This is a genomic window from Streptomyces cacaoi (assembly GCF_006539165.1).
In the GTDB taxonomy this organism is placed as follows: Bacteria; Actinomycetota; Actinomycetes; order Streptomycetales; family Streptomycetaceae; genus Streptomyces; species Streptomyces cacaoi.
Genome location: NZ_BJMM01000029.1, coordinates 1 through 24,694, shown reverse-complemented (window position 1 = coordinate 24,694; position 24,694 = coordinate 1). Strand labels below are relative to the sequence as shown.

At 72.0% G+C, this 24,694-nt stretch carries 21 protein-coding genes; 7 read left to right on the top strand and 14 right to left on the bottom strand.

Annotation, left to right across the window (positions count from 1 at the left end; translation table 11 throughout):
• Positions 1-195: 195 nt before the first annotated feature.
• On the top strand, positions 196-1,587 hold the full coding sequence (locus SCA03_RS23625; protein ID WP_212767216.1) for an ROK family transcriptional regulator: 1,392 nt from the start codon (positions 196-198) through the stop codon (positions 1,585-1,587).
• 37 nt (positions 1,588-1,624) lie between these two features.
• Here the strand turns inward: SCA03_RS23625 and SCA03_RS23620 are convergent, their stop codons facing one another.
• From SCA03_RS23620 to SCA03_RS23610, 3 genes are all read right to left on the bottom strand, one after another.
• Positions 1,625-3,127 carry a hypothetical protein gene (locus SCA03_RS23620; RefSeq protein WP_141275638.1) on the bottom strand — a complete coding sequence of 501 codons (1,503 nt, stop codon included), beginning with the start codon at positions 3,125-3,127 and terminating at the stop codon, positions 1,625-1,627.
• 488 nt (positions 3,128-3,615) lie between these two features.
• A complete protein-coding gene (locus SCA03_RS23615) occupies positions 3,616-4,404 on the bottom strand; it encodes a GNAT family N-acetyltransferase (protein WP_141275637.1) in 789 nt (262 codons plus the stop codon).
• A 206-nt stretch (positions 4,405-4,610) separates the two neighbouring features.
• Positions 4,611-5,198: a hypothetical protein gene (locus SCA03_RS23610; protein WP_230988872.1), complete on the bottom strand. Its 588-nt coding sequence runs from the start codon at positions 5,196-5,198 to the stop codon at positions 4,611-4,613.
• Positions 5,199-5,391: 193 nt separating this feature from the next.
• Here SCA03_RS23610 and SCA03_RS23605 point away from each other — a divergent pair, with 193 nt between their 5' ends.
• A complete protein-coding gene (locus SCA03_RS23605; RefSeq protein WP_086818365.1) occupies positions 5,392-5,874 on the top strand; it encodes a VOC family protein in 483 nt (160 codons plus the stop codon).
• Between the two features lie 178 nt (positions 5,875-6,052).
• Here SCA03_RS23605 and trpD read toward each other — a convergent pair whose 3' ends face one another.
• The 5 genes from trpD to ctaE form a co-directional block, all read right to left on the bottom strand.
• Positions 6,053-7,120, bottom strand: coding sequence for an anthranilate phosphoribosyltransferase (gene trpD / locus SCA03_RS23600; RefSeq protein WP_030881688.1), 1,068 nt, complete (start codon positions 7,118-7,120; stop codon positions 6,053-6,055).
• Between the two features lie 164 nt (positions 7,121-7,284).
• On the bottom strand, positions 7,285-8,937 hold the full coding sequence (gene qcrB / locus SCA03_RS23595; RefSeq protein ID WP_086817937.1) for a cytochrome bc1 complex cytochrome b subunit: 1,653 nt from the start codon (positions 8,935-8,937) through the stop codon (positions 7,285-7,287).
• Positions 8,934-10,001, bottom strand: coding sequence for a cytochrome bc1 complex Rieske iron-sulfur subunit (gene qcrA, locus SCA03_RS23590; RefSeq protein ID WP_086817938.1), 1,068 nt, complete (start codon positions 9,999-10,001; stop codon positions 8,934-8,936). Before qcrA ends, qcrB begins: the two co-directional genes overlap by 4 nt.
• On the bottom strand, positions 9,998-10,810 hold the full coding sequence (gene qcrC, locus SCA03_RS23585) for a cytochrome bc1 complex diheme cytochrome c subunit (protein WP_030887494.1): 813 nt from the start codon (positions 10,808-10,810) through the stop codon (positions 9,998-10,000). Before qcrC ends, qcrA begins: the two co-directional genes overlap by 4 nt.
• 92 nt (positions 10,811-10,902) lie before the next feature.
• A complete protein-coding gene (gene ctaE, locus SCA03_RS23580; RefSeq protein WP_030881664.1) occupies positions 10,903-11,520 on the bottom strand; it encodes an aa3-type cytochrome oxidase subunit III in 618 nt (205 codons plus the stop codon).
• 229 nt (positions 11,521-11,749) lie between these two features.
• On the opposite strand from ctaE, the gene SCA03_RS23575 reads away from it, so the two are divergent.
• The gene (locus SCA03_RS23575) at positions 11,750-12,166 is read left to right on the top strand and encodes a hypothetical protein (RefSeq protein WP_030881661.1); all 417 of its coding nucleotides are present in this window, start codon (positions 11,750-11,752) and stop codon (positions 12,164-12,166) included.
• Between the two features lie 268 nt (positions 12,167-12,434).
• Here SCA03_RS23575 and SCA03_RS23570 read toward each other — a convergent pair whose 3' ends face one another.
• The 4 genes from SCA03_RS23570 to ctaC form a co-directional block, all read right to left on the bottom strand.
• A complete protein-coding gene (locus SCA03_RS23570; protein ID WP_078873196.1) occupies positions 12,435-13,763 on the bottom strand; it encodes a L,D-transpeptidase in 1,329 nt (442 codons plus the stop codon).
• Positions 13,764-13,888: 125 nt separating this feature from the next.
• A complete protein-coding gene (locus tag SCA03_RS23565; RefSeq protein ID WP_030881656.1) occupies positions 13,889-14,287 on the bottom strand; it encodes a cytochrome c oxidase subunit 4 in 399 nt (132 codons plus the stop codon).
• Positions 14,284-16,014 (bottom strand): aa3-type cytochrome oxidase subunit I, encoded by a 1,731-nt coding sequence (gene ctaD / locus SCA03_RS23560; RefSeq protein ID WP_030881652.1) that lies wholly within the window; start codon positions 16,012-16,014, stop codon positions 14,284-14,286. The genes SCA03_RS23565 and ctaD overlap by 4 nt, the downstream gene beginning before the upstream one ends.
• Complete coding sequence (ctaC, locus tag SCA03_RS23555; protein WP_030881649.1) at positions 16,011-16,982, bottom strand: aa3-type cytochrome oxidase subunit II; 972 nt, start codon at positions 16,980-16,982, stop codon at positions 16,011-16,013. Before ctaC ends, ctaD begins: the two co-directional genes overlap by 4 nt.
• Before the next feature lie 287 nt (positions 16,983-17,269).
• Here ctaC and SCA03_RS23550 point away from each other — a divergent pair, with 287 nt between their 5' ends.
• Positions 17,270-18,760 carry a cysteine desulfurase/sulfurtransferase TusA family protein gene (locus tag SCA03_RS23550; RefSeq protein WP_141275636.1) on the top strand — a complete coding sequence of 497 codons (1,491 nt, stop codon included), beginning with the start codon at positions 17,270-17,272 and terminating at the stop codon, positions 18,758-18,760.
• 56 nt (positions 18,761-18,816) lie between these two features.
• Here SCA03_RS23550 and SCA03_RS23545 read toward each other — a convergent pair whose 3' ends face one another.
• Positions 18,817-19,791: a carbohydrate kinase family protein gene (locus tag SCA03_RS23545; protein WP_030881640.1), complete on the bottom strand. Its 975-nt coding sequence runs from the start codon at positions 19,789-19,791 to the stop codon at positions 18,817-18,819.
• A 369-nt stretch (positions 19,792-20,160) separates the two neighbouring features.
• Between SCA03_RS23545 and SCA03_RS23540 the strand changes: the two genes are divergently transcribed.
• A complete protein-coding gene (locus tag SCA03_RS23540) occupies positions 20,161-21,711 on the top strand; it encodes a hypothetical protein (RefSeq protein WP_230988871.1) in 1,551 nt (516 codons plus the stop codon).
• Between the two features lie 141 nt (positions 21,712-21,852).
• On the opposite strand, the gene SCA03_RS23535 is transcribed toward SCA03_RS23540, so the two are convergent.
• The gene (locus SCA03_RS23535; RefSeq protein WP_030881636.1) at positions 21,853-22,206 is read right to left on the bottom strand and encodes a HesB/IscA family protein; all 354 of its coding nucleotides are present in this window, start codon (positions 22,204-22,206) and stop codon (positions 21,853-21,855) included.
• A 253-nt stretch (positions 22,207-22,459) separates the two neighbouring features.
• Between SCA03_RS23535 and nadA the strand changes: the two genes are divergently transcribed.
• Positions 22,460-23,638, top strand: a complete 1,179-nt coding sequence (gene nadA, locus SCA03_RS23530; protein ID WP_086815475.1) for a quinolinate synthase NadA — start codon at positions 22,460-22,462, stop codon at positions 23,636-23,638.
• 9 nt (positions 23,639-23,647) lie between these two features.
• Positions 23,648-24,529 (top strand): GNAT family N-acetyltransferase, encoded by an 882-nt coding sequence (locus SCA03_RS23525; RefSeq protein ID WP_086815474.1) that lies wholly within the window; start codon positions 23,648-23,650, stop codon positions 24,527-24,529.
• Positions 24,530-24,694 lie beyond the last annotated feature (165 nt).

Below are 24,694 nucleotides of genomic sequence, written 5' to 3'. Positions count from 1 at the left end.
AAAACACCGACCCTCGGTGCACGTCAATGGATGCCGGGCGGCATGATGGAGCCCCGCACCGCCCGCCCCCGAGCACAGCCCGCCCACGGACACCGCACCGCCCGCCGATCACCACCGCACCCGCCGCCCGCCGACACCGCACCGCCCGCCGCACCGCACGGACGGACCCGCGGGCGCCCCGAAGGAGACCCGCCGGTGAACACCTCCGCACCCCAGCCGCCGCCGCACGCCCCCGCCGCGCTGTCGCCGGGCGCCGGGGGCCGGGGCGAGGTGCCGGCGAGCCAGAGCGCCATGCGGCGGTACAACGCCGCGCTCGTCCTCGGCGTCATCCGGGACTCCCCCGGCATCTCCCGCGCGGGCATCGCCGAACGCACCGGCCTCGCCAAGACGACGGTGTCCCAGCAGGTCGAACGGCTCACCGCGGCCCGGCTGGTGACCGCGACGGGCCGCCAGCAGCGGCCCGGCCGCGGCCGGCCGGCCACCGGACTGCGGCTGGACGCCGAGGCCGGGCCGCACGGCCTCGGCGTGGAGATCGGCGTCGACCACCTCGCCACCTGCCTCGTGGACCTCACCGGCCGGGTACGCGACCACCGGGTGCGCGCCGGCGACAACCGGGACCGCTCCCCCGCCCAGGTCCTCGCCCGCGCCGCCCGGATGGCCCGCACCGACCTGGCCGGCGCCGCCGCACGCGGCGTCCCCGTCTGCGGCGTCGGCCTGGCCGTGCCGGGCCTGGTCGAGACCGCCACCGGCGCGCTCCGCCTCGCCCCCAACCTCGGCTGGCACGACGTCGATCTGCGCACCGCGCTGCGCACCCGGCTGCTGGAGGACGCCCCGGCCGCCGCCCCCGCGGGCACCTCAGCCGCAGCCGACAGCACGGCGCCCGGCGGAGGAGGCCCCGCGTGGCCGGGCGGGCTGCCGGTCACCGTCGCCAACGAGGCGGACCTGGCGGCCTGCGCGGAACTGTGGAGCGGGGCGCACGGCGGGCTGCGCGACTTCGTGTACGTCTCCGGCGAGATCGGCATCGGCGCCGGCTTCGTCTTCGACGGTGAACTCTTCGCCGGCGCCGACGGGTTCACCGGCGAGATCGGCCACATGTGCGTCGACCCGGACGGAGCGCGCTGCCGGTGCGGCGCCCTCGGCTGCCTGGAGACCGTGGCCGGCCAGGACGCCGTCCTCGGTGCGGCGGGCCTCGGCGGCGCGGCACCCGGCGAGGAGGCCGGCGACCGGTTCGCCGCGCTGCTGGAACGGCTGGCAACGGGCGACGCGCGGGCCGTCGGCGCCGTCACCCAGGCGGGGCGGCGGCTGGGCACGGCCCTGGCCTCGATGGTCAACGCGATGGGCTTCCCCGCCGTCGTCCTCGGCGGCAACTACGCCCCGCTGGAGAGCTGGCTGCGGCCGCCCCTGGAGGAGGAGTTGCGGGTCCGGGTGCTGACCGCGCGCTGGTCCCCGGTCCGGGTGGTACGCGGCGCCCTCGGCCGGGAGGCGGCGGCCCGCGGCGCCGCCCAGAGCGCCACCGAGGCCGCCCTGGCCGACCCGGAGTCCTACATGGAGCCCCGCGACACCACCCCCGACGGCCCCCGCGGCTGACCCGGCGCCCCGTCAACTCACCCCGGTGGCCGCCCGGTCACCCATCCCCCGCCGACCGTCGCAGACGACGGCGGAGCAGCACGGCCCAGCCCGCCACGGTGGCGGCGCCGCCGAACGCGGTGAGGACGAGGGCCGGGGCGTCCGGGCCGTCGGAGGTGCCGAGGGCGGTGGTGCCCGTGATGTCGGCCGGCAGCGCGGCGGTGTCGTTGCCGGGGGTGCGGTCGTACTTCCCGACGGCACGCACCGCCCCGCGCGCGCCGGGCACGTTCCGGTCGATACGGAAGCGCACCGTCACCGTCGACGCGGCGCCCTTCCGGCCGTCCACCGACTCGAACGCGTCGCTGTTCAGCGGGCACGTCCGCACACCCGGCCGGTTGCGGACGGCACGGCACGCGCCGTCCATCGGATCGCCGTCCACCTCGTACGGGGTGCCGACCACGGTGGTGCCCCGCGGCGGGACGATCTCGACGTGGTCGGGGTTGACGCCGGGCAGCCGGCCGCCGTTGACGTTGCGGACCCCGATGCGCACGCTCACCGTCTGCCCGACCCGGCCGCGCACGGTGCCCCGGACGACGGGCGCGTAGTCGACCTGCGCCGTGCCGTGCACCACCAGCGCCGAGAGCCGGCTGTCCTCGCGGACCTTCTCCGCCGGTATCCGCTCCAACGTCAGCTCGGGGCCCTCGCCGCGCCGCGAGAACACCTTCTTGTCGCGCTTCTCGTGGACGGGCTCGTAACGGACGCTCTCCGCGGGGATCTCCGGGTCCAGACGCCCGGTGAGCGGCCGGGCCACCCGCCAGGCGCTGTGCGGCGGCAGCGGTGTGTCGAACTCGCACCAGGCCGTGGTGTCGTCCTGCCGGGTGGCGTCCTCCGACGCGTACCAGCAGTTGCTGAACCGCCGATCCAGCGTCAGGTGGTCGCCGTAGGTGCTGAACTTCAGCCCGTACGAACGCACCGTCCAGCGGCCGGGGTTGGCGAACGAGGGCCGCAACTGCGCCCGTCGGCCGGGCTCCACCCGGCCGGGCACCCGCTCGGGCCGGTTCCCGATCAGATCCGGGGGCCGCACCACGAGCCGGGTACGCGCCTGCGCGGACGGCGCGTTGTCCGCGCGCGCGGTGATCCGCACGGTGCCGCCGTCCCCGGGCCGGACCCCGTCCCTGCCGCGCAGCCGGAACGGTTTGACGTGGGCCCCGTACTCCAGGGAACGCGGGTCGAACCGGCAGTGGAAGACGCCGTCCTCGCCCGTGCAACGGTGCCCGGGCCGCAGACTGCCCGCCGCGCGCAACGCCCGTGCGTCGACGGTGACCTCGACGTTCCGCGCGACACCGTGCCGCGGCCGGACGAAGAACTCGAAGTCGTCCTGCTGCCCCTCGGCGCCCTCGGACGCCGCGTACAGGCCGCCCTCCTCCGGCGCCTCCACCGACAGCCGCACCCCGCCGTCCGGCCCGGCCGGTGCGGCCGCCGCCGCGGGAGGCGCGACGGCCGACGCCCCGCACACGGCGAGCACGCCCGCGCCCGCTCCGGCAGCTACTCCGGCACCCACTCCGACGACGAGACGCCGCAACAGCCCGCAGAGGCCCCTCTTTCGTGTCCTTCGCGTCCTTGGCATCCTTGGCGTCCTTCGTGTGCCCACGCCTCTCCTCCCGTCTGCCGCAGGCCGGTTCCCGCCCGTGCCCACGGGGACGCGTGTGCCCCGGCCCGGCCGGCGGGTCCGAGCGAAACGCAATGAAGCCGTTCCGCTTCTGTGACCGTCCGCCCGCGAGCGGCTCGGAACGGACTGCCGGGGAACGCCCCGCTCCGGGAACGCCCTGCTCCGGGAACGCCGAGAGCCTCAGTGGCCTCCGTGGCTGCCATGGCTGCCGGGGCTGCCGGGGCCTCCCGACGGCCGGTCCGGCACGTCCGGCGCGTTCGCTGTGCAAGGCGCGTTCGCTCTGTAAGGCGCGTTCGATGTGCCCGGCACATTCCGCACGTCCGGCGCGTTCGGTGTACCCGGCACGTCCGGCGCGTGCGGCACATCCGGCACGTCCGGCGTCACGCCTGCCACGGCCGCTCCCTGTGCTCGCCCGAACGCCCCGGGCGGGAGAGCTTCCACAGCCGGGCCAGCAGGGGCAGACCCAGCCGGGCGGCGACGTGCCGGGAGGAGCGGTTGTCCCGCGTCGTGCTGTAGAACAGCGGCCTGTCGTCGGGGAACGCCGACGCCCACGCGGCCGTGACCGCCGACGCCCACCCCCGGCGGCGCGCGTCCGGATGCGTCCACACCCCCGCCTCGGCCCCGTACGGCGAGGCGACCGGGGTGAAGCACAGGGCCAGCACCCGGCCCCCGTGGTGCGCCAGCGCCCACGGGCCCAGCTCCCCGGCGAGCAGCGCCCGCCACTCGTCCGGCTCCCAGACCTCCGGCCGGACGAGCGGCAGCCGGCCCGCGCCCGGGTCGTCGTACCGCACCACCTGTCCCGCCTCCCCGCCGGGAGCCGGCGCCCCGGCCGCACGCACCCCGGCGGGCACCAGATGGCTCGGCACACAGGAGAGTTCGACCGCCCCCAGCTCCCGCTCCAGCAGCTCCCGGCAGCGCAGCACCGCGTCCGGCGGCTCCTCCCCCGGCTCCGCCCCGTCCGGCAGCGGCACCGCCGCCAGCCGCGCGGCGAGCCCGTCCGGTATGTGGCCGCCCGCCCACAGCTGCGCACCGCCGCCCGGGACGGCCAGCACCGCGTGGTGGGCGGGATGACCGAGCCTGCCCCGCGCGTCCGTTCCCCACAACGTCTCGACCTGCGCACGGACCAGCGGGCGGGGGTCCGGCGGTCCGGCCGTCGTATCGGCGTCCACGGGGCCGGACCGTACCAGCGGGCGGAACCGCGCGGCGCCCGCCCCGGAGCGCACCCGACCGGCGAAGTACCGCCCGTCACCGCCCCGTTGGAACCGACCCGCCGCCGGGCCAGGACTCCGTCGCCGACGCCCTCACCGAGGCCCGGGCGCGGGCCCCGGACCGCCGACGCCGGCACACACGCCCCCCGCCCCCGCCGAGTCGCCGCTCACCCGCGGCCGAACAGCTCCTCGACCGCCCGCCGGGCCGTCTCCTCCCGGCGAGCGGACGGGGCACCGCGCACCAGCGCGCCCAGCCGCTGCGCCTGCCCGGTCGACGGCAACAGCCCCACCAGCAGGAACGGCAACGTCAGCCGCCGCACGAGGAGTTCACCGGCCGAGACCGTCCCCGGGCGGCGGACGACGGAGACATTGACGCGCACCGCGTGCTCGTTGCCCGGCGGCACACCGGGCCGGTCCGTCTCGACGGCGGCGTACCGGTAGCCGTGCGCACGGTCACAGGGCGCACAGCCGACCGGGCCCCGGCCGAGGGGGCCACCGCAGCCGGGACAGCCCAGCCGGTCCAGGGCCGCGTCCACGACGCGCCAGTCGTGCCGGTCGGGCTCGTCGGCGATCATCCCGGCGAGCCCGGCCTCGTCACCCTCCGCACCCCACCGCCGGACACACTCCGCCCAGGCGTCCGCCGACAGCGCGTCGACGAGCCGGGCACAGGCCGCGCAGCCCGGCGCTCCGCCGTACGCGTACCAGCCGCACCCGGCACACCACCGCGGCGCCTCCCCCACCTGTGGTCCCGCCACCCCGCTCCCCCTCCGACCGTCGTCCGTACCGCCCGCGCCGGACCCACGCACCGCCCCACTGACCGGCCGCGCCCCCTCGTGCCGCCTCCTGATTCGCGGCCGGCGCCGAGGACCGAGGCTGGAAACCGCCGATGAGTCCCGCCCTCGCGAGCGGTCCGTTCGACGACGCACCACGCCCACCGAGGAGACCACCATGCCGCAATGGCAGAAGATCACCACCTGCCTGTGGTTCAAGGACGAGGCGGAGGAGGCGGTCGACTTCTATCTGCCGCTCTTCGACGACTCCCGCGTCACCGACGTCCAGCGCTACGGCGAGGCGGGCCCCGGCGAACCGGGAACGGTGGTGACGATCGCCTTCGAGCTGGCCGGCCAGGAGTTCCTCGCGCTCAACGGCGGGACGGACTTCCCGTTCACCGAGGCCGTCTCGCTGATCGTCAACTGCGACTCGCAGCGAGAGGTCGACACCCTGTGGGAGAAGCTGACCGCCGACGGCGGCCAGGAGGTCCAGTGCGGCTGGCTCAAGGACAAGTACGGGCTGTCCTGGCAGATCACCCCGCGCCGGCTGACCGAACTGCTGGCCGACCCGGACCCGGCGGCGTCCGCCCGCGTCATGCGGGCCATGCTCGGCATGAAAAAGATCGACATCGCCACCCTGGAATCCGCCCACAGGGGCTGACCCCGCTCCCTGACCACCCCGGCGTCCCCGACCCGCCCCGCCCGCCGCATCAGACGGAGCACAGTTCGGCCCCGCCCCGGCGGGAGCACAACCCGGGAGTCGGACCCGGCCGGAGCACAGCCCCGAAGGCCCGGTGCGGCCGGAGCACGGCATCCGCGCCCCGGCCGCACCGCCCGGCTCACCGCCGGTTGCTCGCCTCCACCCACCGCTCCAGTGCGGCCCGCGCCGCCCCCGAGTCGATGGACTCGGCCGCCCGCCGCATCCCCGCACCGATCTGCTCGGCCAGCGGCTCATCACTGGGGGCCGCCGCCACGAACGCCGCGGCCGCGTTCAGCAGCACCGCGTCCCGCACGGGCCCCCGCTCACCGTCCAGCAACCGCCGGGCCACATCGGCGTTGTAGGCCGCGTCGGCCCCCCGCAGCGCCTCCACGGGCACCAGCTCGACGCCCACGTCCCGCGGGTCGAAGCTCTCCTCGCGCACGCTCCCGTCCCGGACGACCCACACCGTCGACGTCGCCGTCGTCGTCAGCTCGTCCAGCCCGTCGTCCCCGCGGAACACCAGCGCCGACGAGCCCCGCGCCGCCAGCACCCCGGCGATGATCGGCGCCATCCGCGCATCCGCCACCCCGGTCGCCTGCGCCCGCACCCGGGCGGGGTTGGTCAGCGGGCCGAGGAAGTTGAACGACGTCGGGATGCCCAACTCCCGCCGCGCGCCGGCCACATGCCGCAGCGCCGGGTGGAACCGCACCGCGAAGCAGAACGTGATACCGGCCTCCGACGCGACCTCCACGACCCGCCGCGGCGTCAACTCCAGGTCCACACCGAGCTTTCCGAGCACGTCCGAGGCCCCGCTCGCGCTGGACGAGGCCCGGTTGCCGTGCTTGACGACCTTCAGCCCCGCCCCGGCGACGACGATCGAGGACATCGTGGAGATGTTGACCGTCTTGGCCCGGTCCCCGCCGGTCCCGACGATGTCGACGGCCGGCCCGGGCACGTCGATGACGTGCGCGTGCTCGTACATCGCCGCCACGAGCCCGGTGATCTCCTGCACCGTCTCGCCCTTGGCCCGCAGCGCGACGGCGAAGCCCGCGATCTGCGCGTCGCTGGCCTCCCCCCGCATGATCCGGTCCATCGCCCAGGCGGTGGCGTCGGCGGAGAGGTCCTGTCCGGCGAGCAGCGCGCTCAGCACGTCCGGCCAGGAACGCGCCGCCACGGTGTCGCCTCCGGCGGGGGTCGCAGCGCTCATGGGAACCACTTCCTGGCAGTCGTCCGAATCGATCGCCCCACCCTATCGAGCGCGACGGCCCGGCCGTCCGGCCCATCGCCCCGCAGCACGCGGAAGGGCCCGCGGACTGTTCCGCGGGCCCTTCGTTGCGTGGCGATTCAGCTGTCCAGCTGCGATACCTCCGGTCAGTGGTGGCCGTGGCCGCTCTCGATCTCGCGGTACTCCTCGGCGGTGGGCTTGGGGATCTGCCCGTTCTCGCTGAAGTAGCCCTTCGAGAGCTTGGCCCGCATCTTCTGCGAGCGCGTGATCTTGCGCTGGACACCGTTCTCGTCGGTCTCCTCGCCCAGCTCCACCGGCTTGTACTGCTCGTGCGCCGTGAGCGTGTGCAGCTGCTCCTGGGAGAGCGGCTCGTGGATCTCGACGAACTCACCGTGCGGCAGCCGCTTGATGGTGCCGGTCTCCCGGCCGTGCAGCACCTTGTCGCGGTCCCGGCGCTGGAGGCCGAGGCAGATCCGCTTGGTGATGATGAAGACGATCACCGGTACGACGAAGAAGGCGATGCGCACGAACCACGTGATCGCGTTGATCGACAGATGGAAGTGCGTGGCCCACAGGTCGTTGCCGCCGCCCACGAGGAGCACGAAGTACCAGGCGATCCAGGCGGCGCCGACACCGGTCCTGGTGGGCGCGTTGCGCGGCCGGTCCGCGATGTGGTGCTCGCGCTTGTCGCCCGTCACCCACGACTCGATGAACGGGTACATCGCGATCGAGACCAGCACCAGCGGGAAGATGACGATCAGCGGGATGGCCACGCCGAGCACCAGCGTGTGCCCCCACAGGTTGATCTCCCAGCCGGGCATCACCCGGATCAGGCCCTCGGAGAAGCCCATGTACCAGTCGGGCTGCGCGTTGGTCGACACCTGGTCGGGCCGGTACGGGCCGATGTTCCAGATCGGGTTGATCGTGAACATCGCGGAGACGGCCGCGATCACACCGAAGACCAGGAAGAAGAAGCCTCCCGCCTTCGCCATGTAGACCGGCAGCAGCGGCATGCCGACGACGTTCTTGTTGGTCCGTCCGGGCCCCGCGAACTGCGTGTGCTTGTGGTAGAAGACCAGGATCAGGTGGGCCACCAGCAGGCCGAGCATGATGCCCGGCAGCAGCAGGATGTGCGCGGAGTAGAACCGGCCGATGAAGTCGTGGCCGGGGAACTCCCCACCGAACAGGAACATCGAGATGTAGGTGCCGACGATCGGCACCGACAGGATCGCGCCCTCCATGAACCGGATACCGGTACCCGACAGCAGGTCGTCCGGCAGCGAGTAACCGGTGAAGCCGGTGAACATGCCCAGGACGAACAGCAGGAAGCCGAAGACCCAGTTGACCTCGCGCGGCTTGCGGAACGCGCCGGTGAAGAAGACGCGCATCATGTGCACGAACATCGCCGCGAGGAAGATCAGCGCCGCCCAGTGGTGGATCTGCCGCACGAGCAGACCACCGCGCACGTCGAAGCTGATGTCCAGCGTCGAGGCGTACGCCTCGGACATCCGCACACCGTGCATCGGCGTGTAGGCGCCGTGGTACTCGATCTCCCCCATCGAGGGGTGGAAGAACAGCGTCAGATAGACACCGGTCAGGATGATGATGATGAAGCTGTAGAGCGCGACCTCACCCAGCATGAAGGACCAGTGGTCCGGGAAGATCTTGCGCATGTTGGCCTTGGCGAGGCTGTAGATCCCCAGCCGTCCGTCGGCCCAGTCGGCGACCCGCTCCCCGGCGGGCGCCTTCTTCTTGCCCGCGGCAGCCGCGCTGCCCGGGGTCTCGGTTGCAGTACTCATCCGCGCTCCCAGAAGGCCGGACCGACGGGCTCCTCGAAGTCGCCCAGCGCTTCGAGGTAACCGTCCTTGTTGACGCTGATGTTGAGCTGCGGCAGCGGGTGGCCGGCGGGGCCGAAGAGCACGCGCGCACCGTCCGACAGGTCGAACGTCGACTGGTGGCACGGGCACAGCACGTGATGCGTCTGCTGCTCGTAGAGGCTGACGGGGCAGCCGACGTGGGTGCAGATCTTCGAGAACGCGACGATGCCCTCGTGCGACCAGTCCAGCTCGCGCTTGTCCTTGATGTCCTTCGGCTCCAGCCGGACGAGCATCAGGGCAGCCTTGGCGATCTCGTTGTTGAAGTCCTCGTCCTCGTGGTCCAGCCCCTCGGGCCGGGCGAAGGCCAGGGACCCGACGGCGATGTCCTCGGGACGCAGCGGCTGGTTGGTGTTCTCGTTGACCAGCAGCTTGCCCTTGGACCAGGCCGTGTGCCGTAGCTTGTCCTCCGGCAGCGGACCGAGGTCGCGCAGCAGGACGACGCCGGAGAGCGGCACCAGGGCCACGGCTCCGAACATCGTGTTGCGGATCAGCTTGCGGCGGCCGAGGGCCGACTCCTTGGCACCCTGCTTGAAGTCCGAGATGACCTTCTCGCGGACCGCCGGCTCGGCGGCGACCGGGTGCCGCTCGTCGACCATCTCCTCGTCCGACATCAGCGTGCGCGCCCAGTGGACGGCGCCGGCGCCGATGCAGAACAGGGCGACGCCCAGCGTGAGGCCGAGCGACAGGTTCAGCGCGCTGACGTGCCCGAGCGGCCAGACATAGATGATCTTGTCGACCGGGAAGGCCACGTAGGAGGCGATGAAGCCCACCGTGGCCAGCATGGACAGCGTGAACAGGAACGCCACGGTGCGCTCGCTGCGCTTGGCGGCCCGCTCGTCGATGTCCTGGATGCGGTGCTCATGGGGGGGCACCCCGGGGTCGGCGAACGGGTTGTCCTGCCCCGTCACCTCGCCATGTGCCTTCTCCTGCTCACTGGGCAGGTTCTCGTCTGACACGTTCTCGTCTGGTCCAGTCTCGCTACTCATGACTTCTTGGCCTTTGCGGTCCGAGCGGCGACCCAGACAGCGACGCCGATCATCGCGCCGAGGCCGAAGATCCAGGCGAACATGCCCTCGCTGACGGGGCCGAAGCCGCCGAGCTTGAACCCACCGGGGCTCTCGGACTTGTCGCTGTTCACCTGCTTCACGTAGGCGACGATGTCCTTCTTGTCCTTCTCGGGCAGCGCCCCGTCGGTGAAGGACGGCATGTTCTGGGGGCCGGTCTGCATGGCCTCGTAGATGTGCTTCGGGTCGACGTCGCCGAGGTCGGGAGCGAACTTCCCGTGCGTGAGCGCGCCGCCTTCACCGGTGAAGTTGTGGCACTGGGCGCAGTTCGTACGGAAAAGCTCACCACCGCGGGCCACGTCGGAGCCGCTCGGGTCGTACTGCTTCTTGGTGGGCTGGCTCGGGCCGCTGCCCAGCGAGGCGACGTACGCCGCGAGCTGGTTGATCTCGTCCTGGCTGTAGATCTTCTTCTTCCGGGGCACCTGGGCGCCCGGCTGCTGCGCGGGCATCCGGCCGGTGCCTACCTGGAAGTCCACCGCCGCGGCTCCGACACCGACCAGGCTCGGACCGTCACTGGTCCCCTGGCCGCCGGTCCCATGGCAGCTGGAGCAGCCGACCTGGTAGAGCTTCTTGCCCTCCTGGATGGCAAGGGACTGACTCGACTCCTGCTCGGCCTTGGCCTTCTCGGCAGGAGCGAACGCGGTGTACAGCCCCCCGGTGGCCGCCAGCGCGAAGAGTAGAACGACGAGCGCCGCCAGCGGATGGCGCCGTCGTGCGGAGAGCTTTTTCACGGATTACCCCGGTGTCAGGATCTTCTGCGTCGATGCTGTACGTGTTCCGTCTGCCGCGCGGGACGACGGGAGCCGCCCGCGCCCTGACCGCGTTACTTGATCAGGTAGATCGTGGCGAAGAGGCCGATCCAGACGACATCGACGAAGTGCCAGTAGTAGGACACGACGATGGCTGCGGTGGCCTGGTGGTGGGTGAACCGCTTGGCCGCATATGTCCGTCCCAGGACGAACAGGAATGCGATCAGTCCGCCCGTCACATGGAGCCCGTGGAAGCCGGTGGTCAGATAGAACACCGACCCGTACGGGCTGGAGGACAACGACGTGCCCTCCTTGACCAGCTCCGTGTACTCGAAGACCTGGCCGCCGATAAAGATGGCACCCATCACGAAGGTGACGATGAACCAGGCCCGGAGCTTCTTCACGTCACCGCGCTCGGCAGCGAACACGCCGAGCTGACAAGTGAGGGAAGAGAGCACCAGGATCGTGGTGTTCGTCGCCGAGAAGGGAAGGTTCAGCGCATCGGCGTGCTCCTTCCAGTACTCGGCTCCTGTCACCGACCGCAGGGTGAAGTACATCGCGAAGAGGGCCGCGAAGAACATCAGCTCGGAACTCAGCCAAATGATGGTTCCGACGCTGGTGAGGTTCGGCCGGTTGACCGACGGGTGCGCGTGCCCGGTTTCTACTGCTGTTGCTGTCGCCACGACCGACATTATGTCGGTCGCTTATCCCGGCCTCACTTCGGGGGGTCCCGTTCGGTGTGTCAGCAGCGTGTGCCCTGCTCATACGGAGCCCGCACGGGCCCGTATCCGGCGCCGCCGCCCGGTGTTGACGGTGCGTCGGAGGGAGTAGCATCCCGAGCGGCACGCCCGTGGCCGGGCCACGGCACGACAGCACTCGACCCCGACCACAGCGGTTCACCCGAAGACAAGCGGAGGAACGATGCAGCCGACCGCCACCGTGCTGGTCTACAGCGACAACGCCGCCACACGCGAGCAGGTGCGGCTCGCCGGGGGCCGCCGGCCCGCCGCCGACGTCCCCGCCGTGGAATACCTGGAGTGCGCCACCCTCCCCGTCCTGCTGAAGACGCTGGAGGAGCGCCACGTGGACGCCTGCGTGCTCGACGGGGAGACCGCCCCGGCCGGCGGCATGGGCGTCTGCCGCCAGATCAAGGACGAGATCTACGAGTGCCCGCCCGTCGTGCTGCTCATCGGCCGCCCGCAGGACGCCTGGCTGGCCACCTGGAGCCGGGCCGAGGCCGCGGTGGCGCACCCCGTCGACCCGGTGGCCCTGGCGGAGGCCCTCGCGGACGTCCTGCGCCTCCGGGCCGGGGCCCGCGGAGACCTCGCGCGGGCCTGAGACACCCCGGCGGACCGCCGGCCGCGCCCCCGGGGCGCCCGGCGGCCCCTCCGCCGCCCTCCCCTCGGCACGGGCCGCACCACGGGCGCACACGGGCGCACAGCGCCTCGGCCGACCGGTCCGCACACCGGCCCGGCGCCTGGCCCGCCACATGGTCCGGGACGCCTTCGACGGGCCCGGGACGGATCGCCGTCCCGGGCCCGTTCGGCTGTGCGGCGCCGTCCCCGGCCCCGCCCCGGCGGCCCCCGTCAAGCCTCCGCCCGCGCGTTCACACCTGCGGGCGCAGCCGTGCGCTCTCGGCGGGGCCCGAGCCGCCGTGCTCGCCCTGGTGCACGGCGCTCCCCTTGCGCCACTCCTTCCAGGGCATGTTCCAGTCGCCGAAGCCGTTGCCGAAGGGCGCCATCTTCTCGCCCGTGGTGTTGACGTGCTGGACGATGTCGCCCTGCCGGACGTTGTCGAAGAACCAGCGGGCGTTCGCGCTGCTCATGCCCGTACAGCCGTGGCTGGTGTTGGAGACGCCCTGGGAGCCGACCGACCAGGGCGCGCCGTGCACGTACTCACCGCTGTTGGTCAGCCGGGTGGCCCAGTGGACCGGCAGATCGTAGAAGTCGGAGGCGCCGATGCTGGCGCTCGTCATCCGTACGAAGGGTTCCTTGGTGAGGATGACCTTGATGCCGTTGCGGGTCTCGTAGCCCGACTTGCCGGTGGTGATGGGCACCGTGCGGACGACCTTGCCGTTGCGTTCGACCTTCATCTGGTGCGACGAGGCATCGGCCGTGGCCACGATCCGGTCGCCGGTCTTCATCCGGACCGCCGGGGAGTCGCCGCCGTAGAGCCCGTCACGGATCTTCAGGCCCTTGAGCTTGGAGCGCAGGGTGATCGACGCGTGGGCGGGCCAGTAGCTCTTGGGGCGGAAGTGCAGCTCCTTGCTGTCCACCCAGTGCCAGGAGCCCTCCACCCGGGGGTGGGACTCGACCTTCAGGGCGCGCTCGACCAGTTCGCGCTGGCGCTTGCCCTTGACGCGGTGGCTCAGCTCGGCCGTCAGCGGTTGTCCGACGCCGTAGGTGCCGTTGTCCGGGCCGAGATCGACCTTGAGCTTCTTGCCCTGGGGCTTGGTCTCGAAGCGGACCGTGCGGCGGCCCGGGGCGCCGTCGTCGTTCTCCGTGCTGACCTGGACGGTGTAGCGCACACCGGCGGCCAGCGGGCTCGTGCTGTGCCAGCGCTTGCTGTCCGCCGACAGCTCACCGGCGAGCACCCGCCCGGCGGCGTCCGTCGCGTAGACGTCCGTGAGGGTGTCCTCGCCGCTGGCCGCCGTGACCTCCAGCGGCTTCTCGGGGTCGACGTCGGTGCTGTCCGCCGGCGCGTTCACGGACACCGCCTCGGAGGCGTCGTAGGGCGCCGAGGCGAGGGGGTCCGAGCCGCTGCTGCCGCTGCACGCGCTGAGCCCGACGGTGAGGGGCGCGAGCAGCGAGGCGCAGGTGACGACGTAGCGCCGCTTGCGGCTTCCGGCTGGGGGTCTGGGGAGGGAAGCGGAAACGGGGTCTGAAGCAGGGGCAGAGCAGCCCCCTGCGGGGAAAGTGTCCGGCCTGTCACTCATGGCCCCAAAATATGAATAATCGTCAATTCGGGCCCGCCGGGCGCGTACAAACGGGTCGGCCCCCGGTGTGTCCCGGGGGCCGACCCTTGCTTTTGCGCTGGTCGCGGGTTATGCGGACCGACGCGTCACTGTGTGCGGTTCTCGCCGTGGTAGTACTCGAACACCCATCCGCAGAGGCCGATGATCAGCAGCGGAGCGGAGACGTACACGAGCCACCAGCCGAGCGCGACGCCCATGAAGGCGAAGGCCCCGCCGAGCCCCAGCGCGAGGGGCTGCCAGCTGTGCGGGCTGAAGAAGCCCAGCTCACCGGCGTCGTCCGCGACGTCGGCCTCCTTGTTGTCCTGCGCCCCGGTGTCCACCCGGCGCGCGGTGAACGCCAGGTAGTAGCCGATCATGATCGACAGGCCGAAGGCGAGGAAGAGGCCGGTGGTGCCGACGGGCTCCTTGGACCAGAGGCCGTAGGTGATGGCGACTGCCAGCAGGAACAGCGACAGCCACAGGAACATCTTGCCCTGGATCTTCACTTCCCGGCCTCCTTGCTGCCGGCCAGCGCCTTGTCACCGTGGTCGACGTTCTCCAGCTCGTCCAGCGCGGAGATCTCCGGGTGGTGCAGGTCGAACGCCGGGGATTCGGAACGGATCCGCGGCAGGGTGAGGAAGTTGTGCCGCGGCGGCGGGCAGGACGTCGCCCACTCCAGCGAACGGCCGTAGCCCCACGGGTCGTCCACCTCGATCTTCTTGCCGTACTTGTGGGTCTTCCAGACGTTGTAGAAGAACGGCAGGAGAGACAGACCCAGCAGGAACGAGCTGATCGTCGAGATGGTGTTCAGCGCGGTGAACCCGTCGGCCGCCAGGTAGTCGGCGTACCGGCGCGGCATGCCCTCGGCACCCAGCCAGTGCTGGACGAGGAACGTGCCGTGGAAGCCGACGAACAGCGTCCAGAAGGTGATCTTGCCGAGGCGCTCGTCGAGCATCTTGCCGGTGAACTTGGGCCACCAGAAATGGAATCCGGCGAACATCGCGAACACGACGGTGCCGAAGACCACGTAGTGGAAGTGCGCCACGACGAAGTACGAATCGGAGACGTGGAAGTCCATCGGCGGCGAGGCCAGGATGACGCCGGTGAGACCACCGAAGAGGAAGGTGATCAGGAACCCGACCGTCCAGAGCATCGGTGTCTCGAACGACAACGAGCCCTTCCACATCGTGCCGATCCAGTTGAAGAACTTCACACCTGTCGGCACCGCGATCAGGAATGTCATGAAGGAGAAGAAGGGCAACAACACGCCGCCTGTGACGTACATGTGGTGCGCCCAGACCGTCACCGACAGACCCGCGATGGAAATCGTGGCGCCGATCAGACCGATGTAACCGAACATCGGCTTGCGGCTGAAGACCGGGATGACCTCGGAAACGATGCCGAAGAACGGCAACGCGATGATGTAGACCTCTGGATGCCCGAAGAACCAGAACAAATGCTGCCAGAGCAACGCGCCGCCATTGGCCGCGTCGAATACATGCGCCCCGAATTTACGGTCCGCCTCCAGGGCGAACAGCGCGGCGGCGAGCACCGGGAAGGCCAGCAGGACCAGCACACCGGTCAGCAGCACGTTCCAGGTGAAGATCGGCATCCGGAACATCGTCATGCCGGGGGCGCGCATGCAGATGATGGTGGTGATGAAGTTGACCGAGCCGAGGATGGTACCGAAGCCCGAGAGGGCCAGACCCATGATCCACAGGTCGGCGCCGACGCCCGGCGAGCGGACGGCGTCCGACAGCGGCGAGTAGGCGAACCAGCCGAAGTCGGCGGCGCCCTGCGGGGTGAGGAAGCCTCCGACGGCGATGACCGAGCCGAAGAGGTACAGCCAGTACGCCAGCATGTTCAGCCGGGGGAACGCCACGTCGGGGGCGCCGATCTGGAGCGGCATGATCCAGTTCGCGAACCCGCTGAAGAGCGGGGTGGCGAACATCAGCAGCATGATCGTGCCGTGCATGGTGAACGCCTGGTTGAACTGCTCGTTCGACATGATCTGCGTGCCGGGACGGGCCAGTTCGGCGCGCATGAAGAGCGCCATGACGCCGCCGATGCAGAAGAACACGAACGACGTGACCAGGTAGAGGGTGCCGATCGTCTTGTGGTCGGTGGTCGTCAGCCACTTGACCACGACGTTGCCTGGTTGCTTTCGGCGTTCAGGCGGTGCTGCTGCCTCGGCCGTGGCGGCGGCACCCTGGGGTTCGTTGAGGATGCTCACGGGTTATTCGTCTCCGCATTCTTGGCGCCGCCCGTAGAGGCGGTACCCGCCGGGATGTAGCCGGTCTGGTCCTTCTTCGCCAGGTCCTCCAGGTGCTTCTGGTAGCGCTCCGGGGAGACGACCTTCACGTTGAAGAGCATCCGGGAGTGGTCGACGCCGCACAGCTCGGCACACTTGCCCCTGAAGGTGCCCTCCTTGTTGGGGGTCACCTCGAAGCGGTTGACATGGCCCGGGATGACGTCCTGCTTCATCAGGAACGGCAGAACCCAGAACGAGTGGATGACGTCACGAGAGGTCAGGATGAACTGGACCTTCTCGCCCTTCGGCAGCCACAGGGTCGGGCCCGGGTTGTTGTTCTGCGGATTCCGCTCACCGGGGGTACCGACCTCGTGCACGCCCTCGGCGCCCTCGGGGAAGCCCTTCGCCATCCGGTCGGGGATGGCCGAGAGATTGCCCTGGGTGCCGGTGGACTTGGCGTCGGTCTTGGGGTCGCCGTCGACGTCCTCGATGTAGTTGAAGCCCCAGCTCCACTGGTAACCGACGACGTTGACGACATGGGTGGGCTTCTTCGAGGTCGCCATGAGCTTGGTCTCGTCCCGCGCGGTGAAGTAGAACAGCACCGCGATGATGATGATGGGGACGACCGTGTAGAGCGCCTCGATGGGCATGTTGTACCGGGTCTGCCGCGGGACCTCGATCTTGGTCCTGGAGCGCCGGTGGAAGATGACGCTCCAGATGATCAGGCCCCAGACCAACACGCCCACGGCGAGGGCGGCCACCCAGGAGCCCTGCCACAGGGAGAGGATCCGCGGCGCCTCGTCCGTTACCGGGGTGGGCATTCCGAGGCGGGGGAAGTCCTTTGATGTGCAACCGGTCGCGGTCGCCAGGACCAGGCCCGCGGCCAGCGCCTGCTGCAGCTTCCGCCGCATCGGGCGCCGCGACGAGCGGTCGGAGCCGTTGGGACTCACGTAGCGCCTTCCCGAGAGTCTCGCCCGCGTCGGTTCGGGCGCGGCCCTCTTACGTGGTCGGGCGCCGGCCCTGGCGCGGGCAGGGGTTTGGATGTTTATGCGGACCAAACCCTAGCCGACGCCATTTGGGGTCGCGCGGGGAGGGGGCGTAACGCGCCGCGTCGCACCCCATTGGGGTGGAGTGCGCCTCGGCATCGCGCATCTGACGCCCCGGCGGATGCCTCCGCGGGGCGCTTCGGGTGGCCCGTCGGGGCGCTCCCGGGGGGCCGCGCGGGTAGCGTTCCGGCGTGTCCTACTTCGATGCCGCTTCTTCTCTGCCTCTCCATCCCGTCGCACGGCAGGCGTTGCTGGCCGCGCTGGACGAGGGGTGGGCCGATCCGGGCCGGCCGCACCGGGAGGGGCGCCGCGCGCGGATGCTGCTGGACGCCGCGCGGGAGAGCGCCGCCGAGGCGGTGGGCTGCCGGCCCGACGAGCTGCACTTCACTCCTTCGGGTACCCATGCGCTGCACTCCGGGGTGGCGGGGGCGCTGGCGGGGCGGCGCCGGGTGGGCCGCCGGCTGGTCGTCGCGGCCGTCGAACACTCGGCCGTGCTGCACGCGGCGGAGGCGCACGAGCGGATCGGCGGGTCCGTCCGGCAGGTGGGCGTGGACCGGGCCGGGCGGGTCGATCCGCGGGAGTTCGCCGAGGCGGTGGGGGCGGGGAGCACGGGTGCCGGGGGCGCCGGGGCCACCGGGGGCGCCGAGGGCGCCGGGGCCGCCGCAGGTGGTGCGGCCGGGCTGGCCTGTTTGCAGTCGGCCAATCACGAGGTGGGCACCGTCCAGCCCGTCGAGGAGGTGGCGGACGCGTGTGCGGAGGCCGGGGTTCCGCTGCTGGTGGACGCGGCGCAGTCGCTGCCGTGGGGGCCGGTGCCGGGCAGCTGGTCGCTGCTGGCCGGGAGTGCGCACAAATGGGGCGGGCCGGGTGGCGTGGGGCTGCTCGTGGTCCGGAAGGGGACACGGTTCGCGCCGCAGGGGCCGGTGGACGAGCGGGAGTCGGGCCGGGCTCCGGGCTTCGAGAACATTCCGGGCATCGTGGCGGCCGCCGCCTCGCTGCGGGCCGTACGGGCCGAGGCCGACGCCGAGACGGCGCGGCTGCGGGAGCTGACGGCGCTGATCCGGGCGCGGGTGCCGGAGCTGGTGCCGGACGCCGAGGTGGTGGGTGATCCGGAGCGGCGGCTGCCGCATCTGGTGACCTTCTCCTGTCTCTATGTCGACGGGGAGGCGCTGCTGCACGCGCTGGACGCGGCCGGGTTCTCCGTCTCGTCCGGGTCGTCGTGCACGTCCAGCACGCTGACGCCGAGCCATGTGCTGCGTGCGATGGGTGTCCTGTCCGAGGGCAATGTGCGGGTGTCGCTGCCGCCGGGGACCGAGGAGGCGGACGTCGAGCGGTTCCTCCAGCGGCTGCCGGAGGCGGTCGCCTCGGTGCGCGGCCGGGTGCCCGGGGTGCGGGCGGACGCCGGGGGCGCAGCGGGCGGCGGGATGACCCTCGGCGGCGGGGGCGGCACGGGCGGCGCGGCCGGGGGCGAGGTGACCGTGGACGCGCGGGGCAAGCGGTGCCCGGTGCCGGTGATCGAGCTGGCGAAGGTGGTCGGGCGGCTGCCGGAGGGCGGTGTCGTCACGGTGCTGGCGGACGACGAGGCCGCCGCGCTGGACATTCCCGCCTGGTGCGAGATGACCGGAAACACGTTCGAGGGCAGGGACGGGGAGTCCTACCGGGTGCGCCGGGTGGCCGGGGCCTGAGGGGCCGGGTGCCGGGCGGAGCCTCGTCCGCCCGGCACCGGAACGCTCGCCGCGGGTCAGGGCAGGTGGGGGCGGATCTCGGCGGCGGCGTCGTGGCCGTACGCCTTGGTGAAGCGCTCCAGGAAATGAACCCGGGCCAGCTCGTACTCCTGGGTGCCGACGGTCTCGATGACGAGGGTCGCCAGCATGCAGCCGGTCTGCGCGGCGCGCTCCAGGCCGACGCCCCAGCTGAGGCCGGAGAGGAAGCCGGCGCGGAAGGCGTCGCCGACGCCGGTCGGTTCGGCCTTGGTGCGCTCCTCCGGGCAGTCGACGTGGATGGGGTCGTGGCCGGCGCGGTCGATCCGGGCGCCGCGCTTGCCGAGCGTGGTGACGCGGGTGCCGACCTTCTGGAGGACCTCCTCGTCGCTCCAGCCGGTCTTGCTCTCGATGAGCTCCTTCTCGTACTCGTTCGAGAACAGGTAGGTGGCGCCCTCGGTCAGCTCGCGGATGCCCTCGCCGTCCATGCGTGCGATCTGCTGCGAGTAGTCCGCCGCGAAGGGGATGCCGCGGGTGCGGCACTCCTCGGTGTGGCGGATCATCCCCTCGGGGTCGTCGGCGCTGATCACCAGCAGGTCCAGCGGGCCGACGCGGTCGACGACGTGCTGGATCTCGATGAGCCGCGCCTCGCTCATGGCACCCGTGTAGAAGGAGCCGATCTGGTTGTGGTCCGCGTCCGTTGTGCAGGTGAAGCGGGCGGTGTGCAGGTGTTCGGAGATGCGGACCGACTCCGTGTCCACGCCGTGGCGTTCGAGCCAGACGCGGTACTCCTCGAAGTCCTCCCCTGCCGCGCCGACCAGGATCGGCCGGGCTCCGAGCTGACCCATGCCGAACGCGATGTTCGCCCCGACGCCGCCGCGGCGGATGTCGAGGGTGTCGACGAGGAAGGAGAGCGAGACCGTGTGCAGCTGGTCGGCGACCAGCTGGTCGGAGAAGCGCCCCGGGAAGGTCATCAGGTGGTCGTTTGCGATGGAACCGCTCACTGCGATACGCACGACGAAATCTGCTCCTGAGAGACAACGGGATACCGCCCGTCCGCAACTGCGAACGGGCGAGGCCCCAGTAACGCTACCCGCTGGGGGCGCGGACCCGAACAGGACGGAACCGTCGCATTCCAGGGCTTTCCGGGGCAGGTCGCCGGGGCTCGCACGGGGTTCCCGCAAGAAAAACCAGGCTTTTCGGTAGCGAACACGAGTCCGCGGTCCGGTCGTCCGGCGCCCCGGACGGCAGCGGGGCCGGGGCCGGCGGCGGCGCCCGGACCCTGTTGCGGAACGGAAGGGAACCGCCCGCTTGCCCGCACCGTCCAACTGCCGTTCCCCCCGTGGGGGATGGACCTCTTGGACGCGGAGCCGAAGGAGTATCCGGTGAGTACAGACCAGTCCCCCGATTCCGAGGACCGGCCCGTGCCCCGGCGCGGCCGGCGTCAGCTGCCCGTCGTCGCCGTGGCGGCCGCCGTCCTGGTGGCGGGCGGCGGCGGTGCGTACTGGGCCGCGACGGGCTCGTCGGACGACGACGGCGCGGGCTCCGGCAGCCGGCCCCCGAAGCTGACCCTGGACGGCGCCGCCGCCCGCGCCGGTGACGGCAGCGCGAGCGCCCCCGGCGACGCGGAGGGCCCGCGCCGCTACCGGGCCACCGGCTCGCTGCCGGACGGGCCGGAGCGGGCCGCGGTGCACCGGGTGGGGCACGACGTGCGCAAGGACGAGGTGGCGCGGCTGGCGAAGGCCCTGAAGGTGGAGGGCGCCGTGCGCAAGGAGAAGGGGCGCTGGTCGGTCTCCGGCGGGTCGGACAAGAGCCCGAGGCTGACCGCCGACCGCGGCTCGGCCGGCGGCGCGTGGGCGTACGTCGACGGTACGGATGTGCCGCTGACGGCCGGGGACGGGGGCGATCCGGCGCCGGACGGCGAGCCGGTCTCCGCCGGGAAGGCGAAGGACGCGGTGCGTCCCGTCCTGGAGACGCTGGGCATGAAGGACGCCGGGCTGAAGGCCGGAGCGACGGTCGGCGGCACCCGCACGGTCACGGTCACACCGAAGGTGGCGGGGCTGCCCACGCACGGCTGGGACAGCAGCTTCGTCGTCGGCCCGGACGGGAACATCACGCGGGCGCAGGGCAGTTGGAGCGAGACGGCGAAGGGTGCCGCGTATCCGGTGCTGAGCGCGAGCGCGACGCTGGACCGGCTGAACACGGCGAGCCGGTCGCAGGGCGGTGGCATGCGCGTGGACGGGGGCGGCGGCCCGGCACCGCAGACGGCCGGTGGCCCGGCTGCCGGGGACACGGCCGCGAAGGTCGACAAAGCGACCGCGGAGCCGGACCCGGGGAGCGACGGCAAGGGCGGTGACGGGAGCCGCGGCGACGGCGACGGCCGCACCGGCCCGGCGGAGGTGAGCGACGCCACGTTCGGGCTGTCGCTGGAGCGTTCGAAGGGCAAGCCGGTGCTGGTGCCGGCCTGGATCTACCAGGTGCAGCGGCCGGGCGGCGGTGGGGACTCCCAGGTGACACATCCCGCGGTGGAGCCGAAGTTCCTGGCCGCGCCCCGGGGCGACGGCTCGGGCACGGCACCCGGGGAGCAGCCCGGTTCGCAGCCGCCCGGCCACTCGGCGCCCGGTGCGCCGCCGAAGGGCGATGTGGGCGCCGGGGGCCGGCAGTCCGGGCCGCAGGCGGTCGAGGCGTACTCGGCGGACGGGCGCACGCTCACGCTGCACTTCTGGGGCGGGGTGTGCTCGACGTACCACGCGAAGGCCGACGAGTCCGGCTCCTCGGTGAAGGTGCGGGTCACGGCCGAGCCGAAGGACAAGGACGGCGGCCGGGTCTGTGTGAAGATCGCGAAGCGGCAGACCGCGAAGGTGGAGCTGGAGAAGGCGCTGGGCGGCCGCAAGGTCGTCGACCAGCGCGACGGTGACCGGCTGCCGCGCAAGTGAGACGCCCGGCCCGCGCCGCGGGCCGGGGAGGACGGGAACGAGACGAGGGCGGCGGGCTCCCGTGGGGGGGGGGAGTCCGCCGCCCTCGTCATGCTCTGACGCTCCCGCCGCCCGTACGCGGCAGGACCGGGCGCACCCGGGTCAGTTGAAGGAGTCGCCGCAGGCACAGGAGCCGGTGGCGTTCGGGTTGTCGATCGTGAAGCCCTGCTTCTCGATGGTGTCGACGAAGTCGATGGAGGCGCCGCCGAGGTAGGGGGCGCTCATCCGGTCGGTGACGACCTTGACGCCGTCGAAGTCCTTGACCACATCGCCGTCGAGCGAGCGCTCGTCGAAGAAGAGCTGGTACCGCAGGCCCGAGCAGCCGCCCGGCTGGACGGCGACGCGCAGCGCCAGGTCGTCGCGGCCCTCCTGCTCCAGCAGGCTCTTGACCTTCGCGGTGGCGGCGTCGGACAGGATGATGCCCTCGCTCACAGCGGTCTCGTCCGAAACGGACATCTGCTTCTCTCCCGGGTTCGTACGGATTGCTCTCTTGCCGTCAGCGACAACCGACGGCTTCCCGGATTCATTCCAGGAGTGGCTACTTCATGCTCGCACACCGCTTCAGCGGCTGGGAATGCGTCACATCGACGCAATGGGCATCGTCAAGGTGACGTGAAGCCGGTATGATACATAGCGTCAGTTAGACGAGAAGGGAGCCCGGAATCTCCGCGCACCCGCCCTCGCTACCGCTACAGAAAGGGTTGGTCCCGTGAGTACCGCCCAGCCGCTGGATGTGCAGCCGACCCCGCTCGCGCTGCTTCTGCTCGGCCGCGAGGCCGACCCCCGGAGCGAACGCGGAGTCGAGTGCCCCGGCGATCTGCCCGCTCCCTCCGACCCCGGCCTCGTCGCCCGCGCCCGCGCCGCCAAGGAGAAGCTGGGCGAGCGCGTCTTCGTGCTGGGGCACCACTACCAGCGCGACGAGGTCATCGAGTTCGCCGACGTGACCGGGGACTCCTTCAAGCTCGCCCGGGAGGCGGCGGCCCGGCCCGGTGCGGAGTACATCGTCTTCTGCGGCGTGCACTTCATGGCCGAGTCCGCCGACATCCTCACCGCCGACAGCCAGCAGGTCGTCCTGCCGGATCTGGCCGCCGGCTGCTCCATGGCCGACATGGCGGCCGCCGAACAGGTCGCCGAGTGCTGGGACGTGCTCACCGAGGCCGGGATCGCGGAGACGACGGTGCCCGTCTCGTACATGAACTCCTCGGCCGACATCAAGGCGTTCACCGGCCGGCACGGCGGCACCATCTGCACCTCCTCCAACGCCCGGCGCGCGCTGGAGTGGGCCTTCCAGCAGGGCGAGAAGGTGCTGTTCCTGCCCGACCAGCACCTGGGGCGCAACACCGCCGTACGCGAACTCGGCCTGAGCCGGGAGGACTGCGTCGTCTACAACCCGCACAAGCCGGGCGGCGGGCTCACGGCCGGGCAGCTGCGCGACGCCCGGATGATCCTTTGGCGCGGGCACTGCTCCGTGCACGGGCGGTTCTCGCTGGACTCCGTGCGGGAGGTGCGCGAGCGGATCCCCGGCGTCACCGTGCTCGTCCACCCCGAGTGCCGGTACGACGTCGTCGCGGCGGCCGACCAGGTGGGCTCGACGGAGTACATCATCAAGGCGCTGGAGGCGGCCCCTGCCGGTTCGAAGTGGGCGATCGGCACCGAGCTGAACCTGGTGCGCCGGCTGGCCGACCGGTTCGCCGCCGAGGACAAGGAGATCGTCTTCCTGGACCGGACGGTCTGCTTCTGCTCGACCATGAACCGGATCGATCTGCCGCATCTGGTGTGGGCCCTGGAGTCCCTCGTCGACGGCAAGGTCGTCAACCGCATCGAGGTCGACGCGGAGACCGCCCGCTACGCCGAAATCGCCCTGGAGCGGATGCTGGCGCTGCCGTAGCCTGCGCGGATGCTGCTGCGACCCGCCAGGGACACCGAAGAAGACGCGGAGACCGTGCACGCGCTGGCGACGGCCTCGTTCGGCGACTCGCACACGCTCAAGGGCGAGCCGCCGCAGGGCCCGCCCTCCGCCGAGCGCGCGGCCCGGTTCCGGGAGAAGTTCCGGCACCTGGCGGGCACCGACCCGGCCGGGAGCTGGATCGCCGAGGACGGGCCGGGCAACGCCGTCGGGGCCGCCCAGTCGCACATCCGCGAGGGCACCTGGGGGCTGGCGCTGCTCGTCGTGCTGCCCGGCGCCCAGGGCAAGGGCGTGGGCGGCGCGCTGCTCCAGCGGACGCTGGAGTACGGCCGGGGCTGTCTGCGCGGCCTCATCTGCTGCTCGCGGCACCCGGCCGCCGCGCGCTCCTACCGGCGGGCGGGCTTCGAGCTGCACCCGACGATCCGGATGCGCGGCGTCGTCGACCGCGCGCGGCTGCCCGCGCCGGACGGCCCCGTCGTCGCGGGGACGCCGCGCGACCGCGATCTGCTCGACTCCGTCGACCGGCGGCTGCGCGGCGGGGCGCACGGCCCCGACCACGCGTTCCTGATGCGCCGCTGCCGGCTGGTCGTCGCGGACGACCTGGCCGGCAGCGGCTACTGCTACTTCCGCGAGGACGGCACCGTCGAGACGCTCGCCGCCACCTCGCGCCGGCTCGCCACCCGGGTGCTGACGGCCGCGCTGCTCGGCCTGGACGAGGGCGTCACCGCCGAGATCCAGGACGTCACGGCCGCACAGCAGTGGGCCGTGGACGTCGGGCTCGACGCGGGACTCGCGCTGCGTGCCGAGGGGTTCGTCTGTGTGCGCGGGATGCGGCCGCCGTCGCCGTACATCCCGTCCGGGGCCTTTCTGTAGGCGCCCCTCCGCGGGGGCGGGCCGCTTCGTGGTGGCCTGCCCGCCGCTTCCCGGGCGCCTGCGCGCGGGAAGCGGGCGGCGCGGGGCAACCGGGGCCAGCACACGGCACAGCAGGCGGCACAGCACACGGCGCGGCGGCCGGACGGCGCGCACTGCCGTCCGGCC